16 protein-coding genes are annotated in these 16,862 nt (G+C 71.5%); 8 read left to right on the forward strand and 8 right to left on the reverse strand.

The window, feature by feature from the left end:
- Window positions 1-49: 49 nt before the first annotated feature.
- The 5 genes from AB0M03_RS26900 to AB0M03_RS26920 all read right to left on the reverse strand — a co-directional run bounded on the left by AB0M03_RS26900 (window position 50) and on the right by AB0M03_RS26920 (window position 3,867).
- On the reverse strand, window positions 50-565 hold the full coding sequence (locus AB0M03_RS26900; protein ID WP_363495185.1) for a MarR family transcriptional regulator: 516 nt from the start codon (window positions 563-565) through the stop codon (window positions 50-52).
- Window positions 566-635: 70 nt separating this feature from the next.
- Window positions 636-1,406, reverse strand: a complete 771-nt coding sequence (locus AB0M03_RS26905) for an AIM24 family protein (RefSeq protein ID WP_363495238.1) — start codon at window positions 1,404-1,406, stop codon at window positions 636-638.
- Between the two features lie 287 nt (window positions 1,407-1,693).
- On the reverse strand, window positions 1,694-2,344 hold the full coding sequence (locus AB0M03_RS26910) for an AIM24 family protein (RefSeq protein ID WP_363495188.1): 651 nt from the start codon (window positions 2,342-2,344) through the stop codon (window positions 1,694-1,696).
- The gene (locus AB0M03_RS26915) at window positions 2,344-2,982 is read right to left on the reverse strand and encodes an AIM24 family protein (RefSeq protein ID WP_363495191.1); all 639 of its coding nucleotides are present in this window, start codon (window positions 2,980-2,982) and stop codon (window positions 2,344-2,346) included. The genes AB0M03_RS26910 and AB0M03_RS26915 overlap by 1 nt, the downstream gene beginning before the upstream one ends.
- Before the next feature lie 93 nt (window positions 2,983-3,075).
- Complete coding sequence (locus tag AB0M03_RS26920) at window positions 3,076-3,867, reverse strand: DUF2127 domain-containing protein (RefSeq protein WP_363495194.1); 792 nt, start codon at window positions 3,865-3,867, stop codon at window positions 3,076-3,078.
- A gap of 172 nt (window positions 3,868-4,039) precedes the next feature.
- Between AB0M03_RS26920 and AB0M03_RS26925 the strand changes: the two genes are divergently transcribed.
- A complete protein-coding gene (locus tag AB0M03_RS26925; protein ID WP_363495197.1) occupies window positions 4,040-4,360 on the forward strand; it encodes a DUF3817 domain-containing protein in 321 nt (106 codons plus the stop codon).
- A gap of 77 nt (window positions 4,361-4,437) precedes the next feature.
- Here the strand turns inward: AB0M03_RS26925 and AB0M03_RS26930 are convergent, their stop codons facing one another.
- Together AB0M03_RS26930 and AB0M03_RS26935 are read right to left on the reverse strand one after the other, a co-directional pair.
- Window positions 4,438-6,054, reverse strand: a complete 1,617-nt coding sequence (locus AB0M03_RS26930; RefSeq protein ID WP_363495200.1) for a M4 family metallopeptidase — start codon at window positions 6,052-6,054, stop codon at window positions 4,438-4,440.
- A 532-nt stretch (window positions 6,055-6,586) separates the two neighbouring features.
- On the reverse strand, window positions 6,587-8,224 hold the full coding sequence (locus AB0M03_RS26935) for a M4 family metallopeptidase (RefSeq protein ID WP_363495203.1): 1,638 nt from the start codon (window positions 8,222-8,224) through the stop codon (window positions 6,587-6,589).
- Between the two features lie 483 nt (window positions 8,225-8,707).
- Between AB0M03_RS26935 and AB0M03_RS26940 the strand changes: the two genes are divergently transcribed.
- From AB0M03_RS26940 to AB0M03_RS26950, 3 genes are all read left to right on the forward strand, one after another.
- Window positions 8,708-9,235, forward strand: coding sequence for a MarR family transcriptional regulator (locus AB0M03_RS26940; RefSeq protein ID WP_363495206.1), 528 nt, complete (start codon window positions 8,708-8,710; stop codon window positions 9,233-9,235).
- 65 nt (window positions 9,236-9,300) lie between these two features.
- Window positions 9,301-9,633, forward strand: coding sequence for a DUF3817 domain-containing protein (locus tag AB0M03_RS26945; protein WP_363495209.1), 333 nt, complete (start codon window positions 9,301-9,303; stop codon window positions 9,631-9,633).
- A 192-nt stretch (window positions 9,634-9,825) separates the two neighbouring features.
- Window positions 9,826-11,511: a methylmalonyl-CoA mutase family protein gene (locus AB0M03_RS26950; protein WP_363495212.1), complete on the forward strand. Its 1,686-nt coding sequence runs from the start codon at window positions 9,826-9,828 to the stop codon at window positions 11,509-11,511.
- Between the two features lie 73 nt (window positions 11,512-11,584).
- Here AB0M03_RS26950 and AB0M03_RS26955 read toward each other — a convergent pair whose 3' ends face one another.
- A complete protein-coding gene (locus AB0M03_RS26955) occupies window positions 11,585-12,235 on the reverse strand; it encodes a TetR/AcrR family transcriptional regulator (protein WP_363495215.1) in 651 nt (216 codons plus the stop codon).
- A 365-nt stretch (window positions 12,236-12,600) separates the two neighbouring features.
- Here AB0M03_RS26955 and trxA point away from each other — a divergent pair, with 365 nt between their 5' ends.
- From trxA to AB0M03_RS26975, 4 genes are all read left to right on the forward strand, one after another.
- Window positions 12,601-13,581, forward strand: a complete 981-nt coding sequence (gene trxA, locus AB0M03_RS26960) for a thioredoxin (RefSeq protein ID WP_363495217.1) — start codon at window positions 12,601-12,603, stop codon at window positions 13,579-13,581.
- A 578-nt stretch (window positions 13,582-14,159) separates the two neighbouring features.
- Entirely contained in the window at window positions 14,160-14,825 is a 666-nt protein-coding gene (locus AB0M03_RS26965) for a DUF6230 family protein (RefSeq protein ID WP_363495220.1), read from the forward strand.
- A 132-nt stretch (window positions 14,826-14,957) separates the two neighbouring features.
- Entirely contained in the window at window positions 14,958-15,533 is a 576-nt protein-coding gene (locus AB0M03_RS26970; protein ID WP_363495223.1) for a DUF6114 domain-containing protein, read from the forward strand.
- Window positions 15,530-16,747 carry a hypothetical protein gene (locus AB0M03_RS26975; RefSeq protein ID WP_363495226.1) on the forward strand — a complete coding sequence of 406 codons (1,218 nt, stop codon included), beginning with the start codon at window positions 15,530-15,532 and terminating at the stop codon, window positions 16,745-16,747. Before AB0M03_RS26970 ends, AB0M03_RS26975 begins: the two co-directional genes overlap by 4 nt.
- Window positions 16,748-16,862: the final 115 nt, after the last annotated feature.

A 16,862-nucleotide genomic window follows, 5' to 3' on the forward strand; every position in this document is an offset into this window, starting at 1 on the left:
GTCGTACCCCCGCGCGTTCGGTTCGCCGGGCTGCCTTGGACCTGCGCCGTCAGGCGCGCCCGCGGAGGGCTCTCAGGTGGTCGGCGACCGGGGCGAGGGCCTCGTAGAGGGCGTCGATCTGCTCGGGGGTGAAGCGGTCGACGAAGTGGGAGCGGACACTGCGGACGTGGTCCGGCGCGACCTTCTGGAGCATCTCCCAGCCCTGGTCGGTGAGGTGGGCGAAGAGGCCGCGGCGGTCGCCGGGGCACTCCTGCCGCAGCACCAGCCCGGCGCCCTCCATGCGGGTGATCTGGTGCGAGAGCCGGCTCTTCGACTGCAGGGTGGCGGTCGCGAGGTCGGTCATCCGCATCCGGCGCTCGGGCGCCTCGGAGAGGACCACGAGGATCTCGTAGTCGTTGATGGCGAGGTTGTGCGGCTGGAGTTCGCGGCTGAGCTGGTACTCGAGCAGCTTGCTCACCTCCAGGTGGGCTCGCCAGAACTGCTGCTCGCGGGTGCTCAGCCACGGCGTCTCCTCCGCGGTGGCCGAGGAGGAGACGGCGGGGGCGTCGGTGACGTGCGTGTCCATGCCCCAAGCATAGCCGTGCTTGTTAAATGTTGTACAAGTTTACGAATCCAGCCGCACGGCGCTCACCGGTTCAGAGGCCGAACCTCCGGCCGAGGTCGCCGAGGTTGCCCAGGCCCGGGATGTTGACGTTGGGCAGCTGCTGCCCGCCGCCGTGCACACCCGGCTGGTGCGGCACCCCGCTGCCGGGGACGCCGGCCTCGGCGTGCACCACGCCGACCGAGCGCTCGGCCATCAGGGTCTCGGTCGACTGCAGCAGGACCTGGCCGGCCCCGATGAACTCGAACTGGTGCTCCTCGCCGGAGGCGCCGCCGAGCCCGGTCAGGTGCCGCAGGCCGCCGATCAGGCCGTGCATGTAGCCGTGATCGTAGTGGTGGCAGGGCGCGGGGCAGTCGGCCCAGCCGACGAGGGCCTGCGGGTCCACCCGGATGGGCGGCTCGACGAAGTGGACGGGGCCGTTGGAGGCGGCCACGAACTTGCCGGTGCCGATCAGGGTCAGGAAGCCCGGGATGATCGACTGCTTGAGCTTCAGGGAGGGCTCGAAGGCCAGCAGGTTGCCGGACCGGACGGTGAGGTTGCCCTCCTCCAGGTCGTACGAGTTGAGGTCGAAGGCCCGGTCGGCGAGCAGCAGCTTGCCGCGGCCCTCGGCGACGACCCAGTCGGACGCGTGCAGCGGGGAGTTGAAGTTCCGCTCCAGCATCTGGTCGATGACGCCGCGTCCGATGCCCGAGAAGCGCATGTCGCCGTAGTAGGCGATCATCTTGCCCTTCTGCAGGTAGTAGGCGCCGTTGAGGTCGACCGAGAAGGCGTAGGGGTTGACGTTGTCGTTGGCCGGCAGGCTCATGGCGTCGTGCACGACCGGGCCCTCGCCGCCGTTCTGCGGCAGCGGTGCGCCGAAGTTGCCCTGCGGCGGGGCCGGGTAGGGCTGGCCCTGCGGCGGGTAGGGCTGGCCGGCCTGGGTCGGCTGGTAGGCCTGCTGGTAGCCGGGCTGCGGCTGGCCCTGCGGCGGGTACGGCTGCCCCTGTGGCGGGTAGGGCTGGCCGGGCGGCGGGTAGCCGGGCTGCTGGTAGGGCTGGCCGGGCTGGGGCTGCCCGTACGGCTGCCCGTAGGGCTGCTGAGGCGGGTAGGACATCAGAGCTTCTCCTCGCTCGCCTGCACGTAGACCACACCGTGCCCGGACAGCTCCAGCTGGAAGGCCTCGCCGGAGCCGCGGCCGATCATGTCGCGCCAGCCCAGGGCGGTGGACAGCTTGTTGGTCACCTGGCCGCGGTGGGCCACGTACGCCTGCGGGTCGACGTGCACCGGCTGGCCGGGACCGATCGGCAGCTCGATGACGCCGCCGTGGGCCATCACCGCGACCGAGCCCTGCCCGGTCAGCTGGGTGGTGAACAGGCCCTGGCCGGTCACCTGGCCGCGGACCATGCCCATCACGCCGCCCTGCTGGCCCATGAACATGGTGGACTGCTGCAGGGTGCCGTCGAAGGCGAGCAGCCGGTCCGCCTCGACGAACAGGGCGTCGCCGGTGAGCTCGATGACGTGGATGTTGTGGCCGCCGTGGCCGAACATCACGCTGCCCTGGCCCTCGACGGTCATCAGCGGGGTGTCCTCGTTGGCCACCCGGCGTCCGATCATCGACATGACGCCGCCCTGGCCGCCCATCACGTTGGGCGTGAAGCTGACCTCGCCGGTGTAGGCGAGCATCGAGCCGCGCTGGCTGAAGACCCGCTGGCCGGGCATGATCTTCGCCTCGACCATCTTGTTGTTGATCTTGGTGAACGGCATCAGACGTCGCCCCCGAAGGTCATCTTCTCGGACGGCTGCACGTAGACCAGGCCCTCGCCGGAGAACTCGACCTGCATGGCCTCGCCGCCGCCCTCGCCGATGATCGTCGTCCAGCCGGCGCCCGACTTGAGGTTGCGGCTGAGGTTCCCGGTGTGCGCCACGTACGCGCCCGGGTCGACCCGCAGCGGCATGCCCTGGGAGACCCGCAGGATGATCGCCGGACCCTTGGAGGTGAGCGCGGCCCAGCCGTGGCCCTCGACCTTGGTGGTGAACAGGCCGTTGCCGGACGCCATGCCGTTGAGGCCGGTGAAGCTGGTGCCGGTGTGCAGGGTCGCCTCGGTGCAGAGCAGGTTGTCCGACTCGACGTAGAGCGTCTCGCCGTTCAGCCGCACCAGGTTGACCTCGGTGGCCCGGTCGGCGAAGTAGCAGGTGCCCTGCCCCTTCACCTCCATGACCTCCATCTGCTCACCCGTCAGCCGACGCGTGACCATGCCCCGCAGGCCGTCACCGCCGCCGGACATCTTCTTGAAGTTCATCTGGCCGGTGTAGGCCACCATGGTGCCGTTACGGGCCTTCACCGAGTCGCCCGCCATGTCTACGGCGAGCACCTTGGAGCCCTGGAGTCGAAACTGTGCCACCGGGCGAATGTAGCGGCAGCGGCCCGCACCCGGGAGAGGGCGCGGGCCTCTGGTACCGACCTGCGACAAATCACACCGGGTCAGGCGGCCGGGTCAGACGGCCGGGGCCGGGTGCTGCCCGGGCGCGGTGCCCGCGGCGAGCTCCACCTCCAGCAGCGAGGCCGAGTGCTTCTCCGCCTCGAAGGCGGCCACGCCCCCGCGCAGGCCGAACAGCCGCTTGGACAGCATGATCCACAGCACCGCGAGGACGTTCAGCACCAGCGTGCCGATCTTCAGGGCGCTGACGTGCTCGGTGAGCTCGTACACCTCCAGCGGCAGGAAGGCCGCCGTCGCCACCACCGTCAGGTACTCGGCCCAGCGGGCGCCCACCCACAGGCCGGCCGCCTCGACGATCTCGATCAGCGCGTACAGCACCAGCGCGCCGGCCACGATCAGCAGCGTGCTGTGCTTGTACTCGAAGGTCCTGCGGATGGTGTCGACGATCGGCGAGTGCTCCAGGTCCCAGTGGAAGTGCTCGGTGACCGGGCGGAAGACCGAGAGGTTCTCGTCGAAGATCCGGCGCACCGCGTCCTGGCTGTTCGAGAACTTCCACACGCCCCAGGCGACCACCAGGATCAGCAGGCCGCGCAGTGCCCGCTCGACGGCGAGGAAGCGCAGGATGAAGAGGTCCCGCAGGGCCTTGCCGCGGGGCACCAGCGGAGCCTCGTCGGCCGGGCCGGAGCCGTGCGGCGCGCCGAGCGCGAAGTCCCCGCAGCGCAGGCAGCGCCAGGCGTCGCCGAGTGCGGTGCGCGCGTGCAGGCGGTCGCGCAGGTCGGTCTCGTCGGGCGCGTAGGTGATGTGCCCGCGCCGCGAGCAGGTCCGGCGGTTCCAGTCGATGCGGAACATGTCCACCCCCGTGGTCGGTCGGCCCGGACGCCGGGCCGTGCCGCAGCAGGATAGGGCCGCCCGCTGTGGCACCGGCCACCCCGGCCACGGCGCGGGTGTTCGGTCGGTGATAATGAACGAGGCTTGTGATCGCGTTCACGAGCTCACTCGCCGATTCCTCCCGAGGTGACCCGTGAAGACCAGCCCCGCCGTCCACCGCCTGCGACTCGTGTCCGGCCCGGAGGGCCTGTCCTTCCTGCTGCTGCTCGTCTGCTCGGTGCTCAAGCGGACCACCGAGTTCAACGCGGTGCCGGTGATGGGCGCGATCCACGGCGGCCTGTTCGTGCTGTACGTGGTCTTCCTCGCCCTGGCCTGGCAGCAGCAGCGCTGGGACGCCAAGCGCGGCATCGTGCTGTTCGTCCTCTCGGTGCTGCCGACCGGCGGTTTCTTCGCCGAGCGCATGCTCGCCAAGGAGGAGCGCGGCGAGGTGCCGGCGGCCGCCGCCGCGGCCTGACCTCCCCGGAACACAGCCGGAAACCCGACGGCCGGGCCCCCGCGAGGGGAGCCCGGCCGTCGCGCGTGCGGGGCGGGTCAGTTGACGTTGACCGCGCTCCACGCCGCCGCCACCCGGTTGTACTCGGTGGAGGTGCTGCCGTAGAGGTCCTTGGCCGCATTGAGCGTCGCGGTGCGGGCGCCCTTGTAGTTGGTGGTCGAGGTCATGTAGACGGTCAGCGCCCGGTACCAGATCTGCGCCGCCTTGGCCCGGCCGATGCCGGTGACCGTCGAGCCGTTGGAGGTCGGCGAGTTGTAGCTGACGCCGTTGATGGTCTTCGCGCCGCTGCCCTCGGCCAGCAGGTAGAAGAAGTGGTTGCCGACGCCGGACGAGTAGTGGACGTCCTTGTTGCCGACCGTGGAGGACCAGTAGTCCGCCGAGGCGCCGTCCTTGGAGGGCTTGTCCATGTAGCGCAGCGGGGTGCCGTTGCCGTTCAGGTTCAGCCGCTCGCCGATCAGGTAGTCCGGGGTGTCCACCGACAGGTTGGCGTAGAACTCGACCATGGTGCCGAAGATGTCGCTGGTGGCCTCGTTGAGGCCGCCGGACTCGCCCGAGTAGTTGAGCCGCGCGGTGTTGGAGGTGACGCCGTGGGTCATCTCGTGGCCGGCCACGTCGATCGCGGTCAGCGGGTGGGTGTTGCCGGAGCCGTCGCCGTACGTCATGCAGAAGCAGCTGTCGCTCCAGAACGCGTTGACGTAGTTGTTGCCGTAGTGGACCTTGCTGTAGGCGCCGACGCCGTTGTTCTTGATTCCGTTGCGGCCGAAGGTGTTCTTGTAGAAGTCCCAGGTGGCCGCCGCGCCGTACTGGGCGTCCACCGCCGCGGACTGCCCGTTGGAGGCGCTGCCGTTGCCCCAGACGTTGTCGGCGTCCGTGTAGAGCGTCCCGTTCTTGTCGACGGTGTACTGCCCGCCGCGCGTGTTGTCCTTCAACTGGTACGTGGAACCGGTGTAGTTGGTGGTCAGCGTGACCGAGCCGACGTATACGCCCTTGCCGCTGCCGGTCGCGTTGGAGGTGCGGATCTGCTCCTCCGAGGAGAGCACCGCACCGGTCGCGGCGTCGGTGACGACCAGTCGGCTGCTCGGGGTGCCGTCCGCGCGCATCCCCTCGACGGTCGTCCGGTGGGCCAGGCGGGGCGCGCCCGAGGCGGCCCACACCACCAGCTCGGCGCCGGAGGCCGCGCCGACCGAGGTCAGCGCCGGCTCGTCGGCGTCCGGGGCGGTGCCGACGGTGGCCGCGACGGCGTCGTGCGCCTTGGCGGCGCCCTGGCCGGCGGAGAGCTTCGGGGTGAGCGAGGCGGGGGCGACCGAGCCCTGCACCGCGCGGTCCACGGACTTCACGGCGCCCTCGGCGTCCCGGTGGACGACGACGTCGCCGCCGATCACCGGCAGCCCGGCGAAGGTGCGGTCGAAGCGCAGGTGGCGGGTGCCGTCCGCGTCCACGATCGCGTCCGTGGCGACCAGCTGCTCCTGGCCGGCGAGGCCGAGGGCGCGGGCGGTGGCGGGGGCCTCGGCGCCGGCCTGGGCGATCAAGGCGGCCCGCTGCTGCGCGGCGACGGGGGCGGGCGAGGCCTGGGCGGTGCCGGCGGCGACCTGGATCGCGCCGGCCAGCAGGGCGGAGCTGGAGAGGACGGCGCCGATGGCAAGCTTTCGCTTCACGTACGGGTTCCTTCCGGATCAACCGCGTGTGCGCGGTCGCGCCTCGCTCCGGGGCACCGGGTCCGGCGCCGACTGGGGCGGAACGAGCGCTGACGTGCTGCTCCGTGCGGTCATGCGGCACCGGACCGGTTGGGGTGGCCGGCCGGGCCGTACGAAGCTGGAAGGAAGCATGACAAGATCGGTCGTCAAATGACAGGTCTGCGACAAGAGTTGGCGTATTTCTGCCGTCCGTCGCCCGCTCGCCTCCGGGCCCTCCCGACCCGGCGCCGAGAGCGAGGGGGCGACACCCGCCCCGAGCCGAAGGGCCCGCCGGTGCCGAAAGGGTGGGCCCCTCCTGCCCGTCGGCGGGCAAGGGGGGGCGAGCGAGGGAGCGCAGCGACGGAGCATGGGGACACCTCCCAGCCGCCAGGCTGGGGGAGAGTGTCGGCACCGGGTTCAGAGGGCCCGGAGGCGAGCGGGCGACGATCAGAGCGACAGCAGCCGGGCCTCCCCTCCGGAGGGCCCGGCTGCTGCGTTCATCGCCCGCGGTGCGTCAGTTGACGTTCACCGCGGCCCAGGCAGCGGCAACCTGGGCGTACTCGGTGGAGCCGGCACCGTAGAGGTCGGTGGCGGCGTTCAGGGTCGCGGTGCGGGCGCCCTTGTAGTTGGTGGTTGAGGTCATGTAGACGGTCAGCGCCCGGTACCAGACCTGCAGGGCCTTGTCGCGGCCGATGCCGGTGACGGTGGAGCCGTTGGAGGTCGGCGAGTTGTAGCTGACGCCGTTGATGGTCTTCGCGCCGCTGCCCTCGGCCAGCAGGTAGAAGAAGTGGTTGCCGACGCCGGACGAGTAGTGGACGTCCTTGCTGCCGACCGTGGAGGACCAGTAGTCGGCGGAGCCGCCGTCCTTGGAGGGCTTGTCCATGTAGCGCAGCGGGGTGCCGTCGCCGTTGATGTTGATGAGCTCGCCGATGAGGTAGTCCGGCTTGTCGGAGGCGAGGTTGGCGTAGAACTCCACGCCGGTGCCGAAGATGTCGCTGGTGGCCTCGTTGAGGCCGCCGGACTCGCCCGAGTAGTTCAGGCCGGCGGTGTTGGCGGTGACGCCGTGGCTCATCTCGTGGCCGGCCACGTCCAGCTCGGTCAGCGGGTGGGTGTTGCTCGCACCGTCGCCGTACGTCATGCAGAAGCAGGAGTCGTCCCAGAACGCGTTGACGTAGTTCCGGCCGTAGTGGACCCGGCTGTAGGCGCCGACGCCGTTGTTCTTGATGCCGAGGCGGCCGAAGGTGTTCTTGTAGAAGTCCCAGGTGGCGGCGGCGCCGTACTGGGCGTCCACGGCGGCGGACTGGCTGCTGGAGACCAGGCCGGTGCCCCAGGCGTTGTCCGCGTCGGTCAGCAGGGTGCCCGAGCCGTTGGTCTTGTTGTTCAGGGTGGTCGTGTACTGGCCGCCGCGGGTGGCGTCCTTCAGCTGGTAGGTCGAGCCCGTGTAGTTGGTGGTCAGCGCCACGGAGCCGACGAACACGCCCTGGCCGGTGCCGGCCGCGTTGGCGGTCTGCACCTGCTCGTGGGTGGAGAGCACCGCACCGGTGGAGGCGTCGGTGACCAGCAGCTGGCGGGACGGGGTGCCGTCCGCGCGCATGCCCTCGACGGTGGTCTGGTAGGCCAGACGGGGGGTGCCCGAGGCGGCCCAGACGACCAGGCGGCCGTTGGCCGGGGCGGCGACCGAGGCGAGCGCCGGCTCGTCGGCGTCCTTGGCGACGCCGACGGTGGCCGCGACGGCGCCGTGCGCCTTGGCGGCGGCCTGGTCGGCGGAGAGCTTCGGGGTGAGCGAGGCGGGGGCGATCGAGCCCTGCACGGCCCGGTCGACGGACTTGACCGATCCCTTGGCGTCCTGGTGGACGACCAGGTCGCCGCCGAGCACCGGCAGGCCGGCGAAGGTGCGCTCGTAGCGCACGTGGCGGGTGCCGTCGGCGTCGACCACGGCGTCCTTGACGACCAGCGACTCCTGGCCGCCGAGGCCGAGGGTGCGGGCCGCGGACGGGGCCTCGGCACCGGCCTGCGCGATGAGGGCGGCACGCTGCTCGCCGGGCGCGGCCGGGGCGGCCGGGGCGGGGGCGGCCTGGGCGCTGACCTGGATGGCGCCGGCGAGGACCGCCGACGCAGAGAGAACGGCTCCGAGTGCCAGCTTTCGCTTCACGTACGGGTTCCTTCCGATCAACCGCGTGTGCGCGGTGGCGCCGCGTCCCGGGGCACCGGGGTTAGTGCCTGCTGGGGCGGAACGGGCGCGGACGTGCTGCTTCGTGCGGTCTGTGACATCCGCCGGAGGGGTGGGGGCTCGGCGGGTCGAACGAAGCTGGCCAGAAGCATGACAATGGAGATCGTGAAATGACAGGTCTGTGCCGGGAGTTGGCCACCACTCGCCATCCGGACTCCGCACCGCAAAGCCCACTATTTGCCGTAAATCGACCGTCCGATCGATCGTTTCTGCACGCACGAAGCCGGAATGACGGACTTTCAGCGTCAACTGCGGTCGTCAGCTTGATTGTTGCGGCGGCATTTCGGGCCTCGGAAGCGCTGGTACGGACCAGAAAACGCTTGGCGTGATCCCGCCAGAAGGTGCCCTTGTCCACCATCGTGGACACCTGCTACCCCGTTCCCGGCACGCCGGTACGGTGGGGGTGTGCCCAAGCCCCTCGCCCTCGACTTCGACCCGATCGCCCGTGCGGACGAGCTCTGGACCCGCCGCTGGGGCGGCGTCCCGTCCATGGCGGCGATCACCTCGGTGATGCGCGCCCACCAGATCCTGCTGTCCCGGGTGGACGCCGTGGTGAAGCCGTACGGCCTCACCTTCGCCCGCTACGAGGCCCTGGTGCTGCTCACCTTCAGCCGGACCGGCCAGCTGCCGCTCTCCAAGATCGGTGAGCGGCTCATGGTGCACCCGACGAGCGTCACCAACACCGTCGACCGCCTGGAGCGGGACGGGCTGGTCGCCCGCCGCCCCAACCCCGCCGACGGCCGCGGCGTCCTCGCCGCGATCACCGACCGCGGCCGCGACGTGGTCGAGCAGGCCACCCGCGAACTGATGGCCATCGACTTCGGCCTGGAGGGCTACGACGCCGACCAGTGCCACCAGGTCTTCGAGCTGCTCCGCCCGCTCCGGGTGGCGGCCGGCGACTTCTCCCCGCCCGCGGAGGGCGGCGACGCCTGACCCGGCCGGTGCGTCCGGCGGGGGTGCGGCCGGAGCCGCCGCTGCCTGCGGTTACCCTCGTCGGTATGAAGCAGAGCGTGCTGACCCGATACCGGGCGCTGGCCTACATCACCGGCGTCCTGCTGATCCTGCTGACCGTGGGCGTGATCGCCAAGTACGTGCTGGACATCTCGGGGGCGAGCGGCTTCACCAGTGCCGTCGGCATCGCGCACGGCTGGCTCTACGTGGTCTACCTGGTGCTCGCCTTCGACCTGGGCACCAAGGCGAAGTGGCCGATGGGCAAGCTGGCCTGGGTGCTGCTGGCCGGTACGATCCCGACCGCCGTGTTCTTCGTGGAGCGCCGCGTCTCCCGCGACGTCGCCCCGCTGATCGAGACCCCGGAGCCGGTCTCCGCCTGATTCCTCCGTCCGCCTCTGCGACGAGCCCCTCCCCGCCCGGGGAGGGGCTTCCTGCATTCCCGGGGCCGAACCGGGAGTGCCCGGCGGCGCGTGCCGTCGACGGATAGTAGGACGTCCGAGTAAATTGGTGGGGCATCCTGGCAGAGCCGCCGGCCCGACCGCGGCGGCCGCACGGAGTGGAGCCCGCAGCCGATGGACGCCGAGGAGATCGAGGCCGGCCGCCTGCGCTGGCAGCAGCGGTACGACAGGGCCCGCAAGCGCGACGCCGACTTCACCACCCTGTCCGGTGACGAGGTCGAGCCGGTCTACGGCCCGCCCGCCGGACAGCCCTACGAGGGCTTCGAACGCATCGGGTGGCCCGGCGAGTACCCCTACACCCGCGGCCTGCACCCCACCGGCTACCGGGGCCGCACCTGGACCGTCCGGCAGTTCGCCGGCTTCGGCAACGCCCGGCAGACCAACGAGCGCTACCGCATGATCCTGGGGGCCGGCGGCGGCGGCCTCTCGGTGGCCTTCGACATGCCCACCCTCATGGGCTACGACTCCGACGACGCCAAGTCGCTCGGCGAGGTCGGCCACTGCGGCGTCGCCGTCGACTCCGCCGCCGACATGGACGTCCTCTTCGACGGCATCCCGCTCGGCGGCGTCACCACCTCCATGACGATCAGCGGCCCGGCCGTCCCGATCTTCTGCATGTACCTCGTCGCCGCCGAGCGCCAGGGCGTCGACCCGGCCGTCCTCGACGGCACCCTGCAGACCGACATCTTCAAGGAGTACATCGCGCAGAAGGAGTGGCTCTTCGCCCCCGAGCCGCACCTGCGGCTGATCGGCGACCTCATGGAGCACTGCGCGCAGGGCGTCCCCGCCTACAAGCCGCTCTCCGTCTCCGGCTACCACATCCGCGAGGCCGGGGCCACGGCCGCCCAGGAGCTCGCCTACACCCTCGCCGACGGCTTCGCCTACGTCGAACTCGGCCTCTCCCGCGGCCTCGACGTCGACGTCTTCGCGCCCGGCCTCTCCTTCTTCTTCGACGCCCACCTCGACTTCTTCGAGGAGATCGCCAAGTTCCGCGCCGCCCGCCGGATCTGGGCCCGCTGGATGCGCGAGCGGTACGGCGCCCGGACCGACCGGGCCCAGTGGCTGCGCTTCCACACCCAGACCGCCGGCGTCTCGCTCACCGCGCAGCAGCCGTACAACAACGTGGTGCGCACCGCCGTCGAGGCGCTGTCCGCCGTCCTCGGCGGCACCAACTCGCTGCACACCAACGCCCTGGACGAGACCCTGGCGCTGCCCTCGGAGCAGGCCGCCGAGATCGCCCTGCGGACCCAGCAGGTCCTGATGGAGGAGACCGGCGTCGCGAACGTCGCCGACCCGCTCGGCGGCTCCTGGTACGTGGAGGCGCTCACCGACCGGATCGAGGCGCAGGCCGAGGAGATCTTCCGGCGCATCCTGGACAAGGGCTCGGCCGACCACGCGATCGGCCCGATGACCTCCGGAATCCTGCGGGGCGTCGAGGAGGGCTGGTTCACCGGCGAGATCGCCGAGGCCGCCTTCCGGTACCAGCAGTCCCTGGAGAACGGCGACAAGCGGGTCGTCGGCGTCAACTGCCACCCGAAGTCCGTCACCCCGGAGCTGGAGATCCTCCGGGTCGGCCACGAGGTCGAGCGGGAGCAGGTGCGCGTGCTCCGCGCCCGCAGGGCGGCCCGGGACGACGCCGCGGTCGGGGCGGGCCTGGCCGCCGTGCTGGCCGCCGCGAGGTCCGGCGGGAACATGGTCCCGCCGATGCTGCAGGCCGTCCGCGCCGAAGCCACCCTCGGCGAGATCTGCAACACCCTCCGCGCCGAGTGGGGCACCTACCGCGAGCCCGCAGCCTTCTAGCCGGAGAAGCCCGCGGGGCACCGACCCGCGCAGTTCCCCGCGCCCCTCGTGGCCGGCCCTGTGCGGGGCGGGTTCAGGTGTCGAGGCCGACGAGGGCGCTGAGCATGAGGGCGGTGAAGCGGTCGAGCCAGCGCGGGGTGATGGGTTCGCCGGCGACGAGGAGCCGGTGCTCGACGGCGCCCGCGATCATGTCGAAGACGAGGTCGATCTCCTCGCAGGCGGCCGCCTCGTCCTGGTCCGAGCGGAGCTCCCCGCGGGCCTGGGCGTTGGCCCGCCCGGTCCGTACGAGGTGCTTCTGCGGGTCGACGATCCGTTCGCGGATGCGCCGCCGCAGCAGCGGGTCCCGGCTGCCCTCGGCGAACAGCGCCATCAGGGCGGCCTGCGACTCGGGCCGGGCGAGCAGGTCGGCGAACTGGGCGACGGTGGCGGCGATGTCGGCCCGCAGGCTGCCGAGGTCGGCCATCTCCAGTTCGTCGAAGAGGCTGGCGACGGCGTCGACCACGAGTTCGTTCTTGGACGGCCAGCGCCGGTAGAGGGTGGTCTTGGCGACTCCGGCGCGGGTGGCGACGTCGCCCATGGTGAGGCCGCCCCAGCCGAGTTCGGCGAGGGCTTCACGGGTCGCGTCGAGGATCGCCCGGTCGGCGGCAGCGCTGCGGGGACGGCCCTTGCCGCGGGGGAGGGCGGTGCCGTCCGGGGCAGCAGGCTGCTGGGTGGTGGGGGCCACCGAGCCTCCTAGCTGGTTTACCGGTGGGTAACTTGGTCGGACCGGGTAACGGTAGCGAGCGACGGCCGTGGTCACCAGCTACCGCCCCCCGGAAAGTGGGGCAGCTCACGTCCCGGAGTGCGGAGGGGGTCTTGCGGGACCGGCCCGGGAAGCAGATACGCTACGACTCGTAGCGAAAGAGCGGCAACCACGTGCCGGGCCCATGGGATCGGGCCGGTGCGGGGCGCGAATGGGGATTCGCGCCGGCAGCGGCTACACCGGGAGGCGGCCCCCGTCGCACGGGCGGGTGGCGTCGGCGCAACGGCTCGGCGAGGTTTCCGGCCGGTTGGCGCCCGTCACCCGCGCGGACGGGGGAGGATGGTGCCATGCAGTCACGGAATTCGCGTCTCAACAGTGCCGCCCTGCGTGGAGCGGTCGACCTCGCCGCGGTCAAGGCGGCCGGCGAAGCCGCCCAGAAGGCCGAGCAGGCCAGGGCCGAACGGGCCCGCCAGGCAGCGGCCGGCGGCGACCCCGCACCCGCGCCGTCCCAGCTCGTCCTCGACGTCACCGAGGACACCTTCGAGGCCGAGGTCGTGCAGCGCTCGGCCGAGGTGCCGGTGGTGGTCGACTTCTGGGCCGAGTGGTGCGGCCCGTGCAAGCAGCTCAGCCCGATCCTGGAACGCCTCGCCGAGGAGTACGCGGGCCGGATCGTGCTCGCCAAGATCGACGTCGACGCCAACCAGCTGATCGCCCAGCAGTTCGGCATCCAGGGCATCCCTGCGGTGATGGCGGTGGTGGCGGGCCAGCTCGTCCCGCTGTTCCAGGGCGCAGAGAACGAGGCCAACGTCCGCAAGATCCTGGACCAGCTGATCGCCGTCGCCGAGCAGCGCTTCGGCATCACCGGCCTGGCGGCCGGTGCGGGCGGCGAGGCCCCGGCGGCACCGCGGGTGCCGTCCGACCCGGCGCTGGAGGCCGCGCACGACGCGCTCGACCGCGGCGACCTGGGCGGTGCCGTTCGGGCGTACCAGAACGTGCTGGCCGACCAGCCCGGCAACACCGAGGCCAAGCTGGGCCTGGCCCAGGCACAGCTGCTCCAGCGCGTCGAGGGCGTCGACCCGCAGCAGGTGCGGTCGGCGGCGGCCGCCGATCCGAAGGACGTCGAGGCGCAGCTGCGTGCGGCCGACCTGGATCTCGTCGGCGGCCACGTCGAGGACGCCTTCGGGCGTCTGGTCGACACCGTCGGGCGGACGGCCGGCGAGGACCGGGACACCGCCCGGCTGCGGCTGCTGGAGCTCTTCGAGGTGATCGGTCCGGACGATCCGCGGGTGGTGGCGGCGCGCAGTGCGCTGGCCCGGGTGCTGTTCTGACACGTCGTCGGTGGCACGCTGTGTGACCTGCGGTGTCGCTGGGGATTTGGCGACATTCCGGGAGATTTCGTAGAGCTTAATCAAATCTTGACAACACTTCGCGGCCGGTCACGCCATGTGACCGGCCGCGGTGTTTCAGCGGTGTTTCCTGCGGGTTGCGTCGGCACTGTCCCTGGCCGATGTCACGCAGAGTAGTAAAACCTTCGATTCCATGATCGACCGCATCTGTTGTTGGATTACCCGTCAGTAATCGACCCCTTGTGCTTCGCCCGGGATTCCAGCACGATCGGCCACGCCCGGTCCCTTCGAGGGAATCCCCATCGGGTAACCGCCGGCCCCGGTCGGCGGTTGAGGGCAGGGGGGTAGCCGCAGATCCCACACGCGGTTCCTGTCCTTTCTGCGACCGCGCAGCCGCGTGGTCGCCGGTTGTCGCTCGGGGGTGATCGCCATGTCCGTCGGCCCACGACGCCCTGGCGCTCTCCGCTACCGAGGACGTAGCTCTCTCCCATCCCAGGCGCGACCCGGTGTTCGACACGCGGGACGCGGCCGGAGATGTACGTCCTAGAAGGAGGACACGCATGTCCCAGACTTTCGGCAAGACCAGCTGGAAGCGCTTCGGCGTCGCCATGGTGCCGGGCATCGCCGCGACCGCTGCGATCGGCGTGGCTCTCGCCAACAACGCCCTCGCCGCCTCGTTCAACGTGTCGGGCCAGCGCTTCAAGGTCACCGCCGAGGACCTCACCGGCAAGAACTTCGCCCAGTTCGGCTCCTTCGACTTCGAGACCAACGGCACCCCGCACGCGGTTGCCATCTCCGCGTTCGACTCCGCCACCATCAAGGGCATGTGCCAGTCGGTGGTCAGCGAGCCGGCCCTGCTCGGCCTGAAGCTGCCGAAGGTGACCCTGCGCCTGGAGGCCGGCAACAGCAGCGACCCGGCCAAGCAGGTCAGCGCCAAGAACCTGCTGATCGACCTCGACCAGCTGGAGGCGAACGCCGAGTTCACCGACATCAACATTGGCCAGGACGCCTCCACCCTGAAGACCGAGGCCACCGCCAACTGGAAGAACATCCAGGGCAGCGGCAAGCCGTCCGGCCTGCTCGGCTTCTCGCAGAGCGCCCCCGTGGCGCACCTGACCGACGTGAAGCAGACCGCGTGGGCCACCTCGGCAGGCACCTTCAAGCTGAACGGCCTGGACCTCAAGCTGTACGTCGGCAAGGACGGCGACGGCAAGGAGTGCTACTGATCCTCGTCTGACGGTGCGCCGCCCGGCGCACCGCGATAACGGATCCCGGCGGCCGGGGACGGGCTCTGCCCGCTCCCGGCCGCAGCTCAGGAGTTTTCTCCCCCTCGCAGCGAACCATCGAGGAGTTGCATCGTGTCCAGCGCAACTGCCCAGGCGTGGCCCGAGAACGACGGCGGTATCAACCTGCGGCAGCGGTTCCGCAACTGGCGCCGCTCGCGGCCCTTCTGGGGCGGCCTGCTGGCCATGATCGCCGGCCTGCCCATCCTGTACTTCCCGTACGCCGAGCTCAACCTCAGCGGCATGACCGTGTCGATGGCCACCACCGCGGGCGCCGGCTCGCTGATCATCGGCGCCCTGATGATCTGCCTCGGCTTCACGGCCTGGTTCCAGCCGCTGGTGCGGATCTTCTGCGGCGTGGCGACCACGCTGCTCGCGCTGATCTCCATCCCGGTCTCCAACCTGGGCGGCTTCGGCCTCGGCCTGATCCTCGGCCTGCTGGCCGGCGGCCTGCTGATGGCCTGGACGCCGCTCAAGCCGGCCGCCGCCGCCGAGGACGGGCCCGCCGAGGAGCCCGCCGGACCGGCGACCGTCGAGTTCACGGCCGAGCAGCCGGCGGAGACCACCCAGCCGGTCCTGCCCGCCCAGCAGACGCCCGCGGACGCCGCCGACAACGCCGCGCCCGCCGCCGAGCCGGGGGAGCCGCGGTGACCGAGCGGGACGAGCCCACCGCCGCGGCGGTGCCGGGACCGCGCCACGCAGCCCCGAGGACGAGCGTCCGCAACCGCATCCGCGGCCGGGTGATGGCGATGGCGGCCGTGCCGACCGCGATGCTGGTCGGTGCCGCCTACACCCCGGCCACGCTCGCCGCGGCCGACACCCCGACCGACAAGCCCTGCGCCAGCGCGCCGGACACCGTGCTCGAGGAGACGCCCGTCCCCAAGAGCGAGATCAAGGTGCTGCCGGCGCCGTCGAGCACGGCCACCGCGGCCAAGAAGCCCGCCGCCACAACCTCGCCGTCGACGGTGAAGCTGCCGGTGCCGACGGCCACGGCCACCGCGGCCACGCCGAACACCGCGGTGCAGCCCGCCCCGAGCGCGACGGCCACTGCCGCGGCCTCGGAGGGCACGGCCTCCCGCGACCTGATCGGCGACATCCTGGACGGCATCTTCCACCCGACGAAGCCGACCGCGACGTCCACGCCGGCGCCGACCGCCACCACGGCGGCCACCACGCCGGCGCCGACCGCGCACCCGACCGCGTCCGCCACGGTCGCAGCGCCGCGCGCCGGGATCTCGGCCCCGGCCTCCGCGCCGGTCGCGAAGCCCTCGGCCACCCGGTTGGCGAGCCCGTCCGCCACCCCCTCGCCGTCCGCCACCGGCCCCAACTGCCTGGTGGACACCAGCAAGGAGAAGGCCCAGGCGGCCCCGAACGGCCACGTCGTGCCGGACCAGAACTGGACGCTGCGCTCCAGCAAGCTGGCCCTGCACGGCTCGGTGTTCAACGGCGTGTACGACGTGAAGACGCCGACCGGCTCCAAGCGCGTCCTGAAGTTCACCACCGCCTCGGTGGACATCGGCGACCTGGACATGTCGACGATCGAGGTGAAGGGCAAGACCTTCCACGTGCAGGCCGCGCCCGGCACCACCTCGACCATGCGCAACGGCCCGATCACCATGTACGTGGAGAGCCTCTCCGGGCACCTCTCGGCGATCTACGGCCTGCCGATCCCGATCGACCTGGGCGAGATCACCCTCACCCCGGACACCCTGCCCAAGTGGCTGTGGGACCTGATCGGCACCGTGCCCATCCCGCTCGACATCACGCTGGACAAGGCCAAGGCCGTCCAGGCCGGCCAGTTCGGCGGCACGCTGAAGATCCCGGGCATGCACCTCTTCAACGACGACCAGCCCTACGAGGGCTGAGCCCCACCCCGTCGCAGTCGGGGGGCCCGGCCGGGGCCCCGCCCGGGCCCCCGGGGGGGGGGGGCCCGGCGGCCCGGGACCGGGGGGCGCCGCCCCGGGGGGGGAGAGAGGGAGG

This window comes from Kitasatospora sp. NPDC051914, from assembly GCF_040680995.1.
GTDB lineage: Bacteria > Actinomycetota > Actinomycetes > Streptomycetales > Streptomycetaceae > Kitasatospora.

Excerpts from the sequence above, each read along its gene's own strand:
- AB0M03_RS26920 (WP_363495194.1), bottom strand. The coding sequence starts at position 3,867 with ATGTTCCGCATCGACTGGAACCGCCGGACCTGCTCGCGGCGCGGGCAC.
- AB0M03_RS26945 (WP_363495209.1), top strand. The coding sequence starts at position 9,301 with ATGAAGCAGAGCGTGCTGACCCGATACCGGGCGCTGGCCTACATCACC.
- AB0M03_RS26965 (WP_363495220.1), top strand. The coding sequence starts at position 14,160 with ATGTCCCAGACTTTCGGCAAGACCAGCTGGAAGCGCTTCGGCGTCGCC.
- AB0M03_RS26910 (WP_363495188.1), bottom strand. The coding sequence starts at position 2,344 with ATGCCGTTCACCAAGATCAACAACAAGATGGTCGAGGCGAAGATCATG.
- AB0M03_RS26900 (WP_363495185.1), bottom strand. The coding sequence starts at position 565 with ATGGACACGCACGTCACCGACGCCCCCGCCGTCTCCTCCTCGGCCACC.
- trxA (WP_363495217.1), top strand. The coding sequence starts at position 12,601 with ATGCAGTCACGGAATTCGCGTCTCAACAGTGCCGCCCTGCGTGGAGCG.
- AB0M03_RS26950 (WP_363495212.1), top strand. The coding sequence starts at position 9,826 with ATGGACGCCGAGGAGATCGAGGCCGGCCGCCTGCGCTGGCAGCAGCGG.
- AB0M03_RS26905 (WP_363495238.1), bottom strand. The coding sequence starts at position 1,406 with ATGAGCCTGCCGGCCAACGACAACGTCAACCCCTACGCCTTCTCGGTC.